Below are 880 nucleotides of genomic sequence, written 5' to 3'. Positions count from 1 at the left end.
ACACCACTTGGTATGCCGCCACGCTCAAACTGGCAAAGATCGCTATCGACACCAGCACTTCAATGAGTGTAAAACCTTTTGCTGCACGGCGCTTATTTGCGCGATTGGGTTTACTGCGCCACATAGCTTCTTACCGTAACAACTGGACTCGCGTTTTTCGCGGTCGCGACACTTACATCAAATGCTTTCAGCAATGGCTGCGTGGTGGCGACAGGCGTGACTTTCCAATACCATGTACGCCCTGCTAGCTCTTCGGTACCATTCTTGGCTTTCAGCGCGCCAGTATCTAGCATCACATTCGCCATTTGGTTATCCACAACCATTGCTGCAAACATCTTTTCTTCTAAGTAGCTGACTGTGTTGATGTGTTGACTCACTGAGCGAATCACACTGATCGCCGCGGTGGCAAAAATAGCCAGTGCAACCAACACTTCAAGCAACGTCATACCTCGCACTCGGCGACGGTTTAAGTTTGGTTGAGTTTGCTTAAAATTGCGCATTCGCATCCTCTTCCACTTCTTCACCTGGCGCTACCAACAGAATTTGCCCACTCTCTTTTCCGATCACTCGCCAACCATCGTTAAACGCATCGCCTTTTTGTGGGAAAAAAGACAAGGTAAACGGCGTGACTTCTGCGCTCGAGAAAATGAAAACTTGCGGTGGTTTCACTTTCTTTTCTTCAGTTTCGTCGGCAAACATGTCTTCAAACAGTGAACCCGGCTCAAACAAACGATCGTCTTTATCCCAAGCACCGCCACCTAAATCCAATTGCAATGCAATGTCATCTTCTAATTTGGTTTTGCTTGGAATTTGCTTCATTTCTAGCGGCTTCCAGCCTTCAGCGGTCAAGCTAAGCAGGGTGTAGGTCTTTTTAAATCGG

The 880-nt window shown here is 47.7% G+C and carries 2 protein-coding genes and 1 pseudogene; all 3 read right to left on the bottom strand.

Annotated elements, in window-relative coordinates; all coding sequences use genetic code 11:
• Positions 1 to 124 (bottom strand): type II secretion system protein J (locus R7093_RS24550; RefSeq protein WP_318146928.1); only part of this gene is annotated, 124 nt, incomplete at its 3' end.
• Positions 111 to 500 (bottom strand): type II secretion system minor pseudopilin GspI, encoded by a 390-nt coding sequence (gene gspI / locus R7093_RS24545; RefSeq protein WP_005478722.1) that lies wholly within the window; start codon positions 498 to 500, stop codon positions 111 to 113. The genes gspI and R7093_RS24550, both read right to left, overlap by 14 nt.
• A pseudogene (locus R7093_RS24540) lies at positions 487 to 880 on the bottom strand (type II secretion system protein GspH); the annotation flags it as partial. The pseudogene R7093_RS24540 and the gene gspI, both read right to left, overlap by 14 nt.

It is taken from the genome of Vibrio sp. 1580, assembly GCF_033340055.1.
Note: the sequence above shows the minus strand (reverse complement) of the source record. Positions and strands in the feature narration are given on the sequence as shown.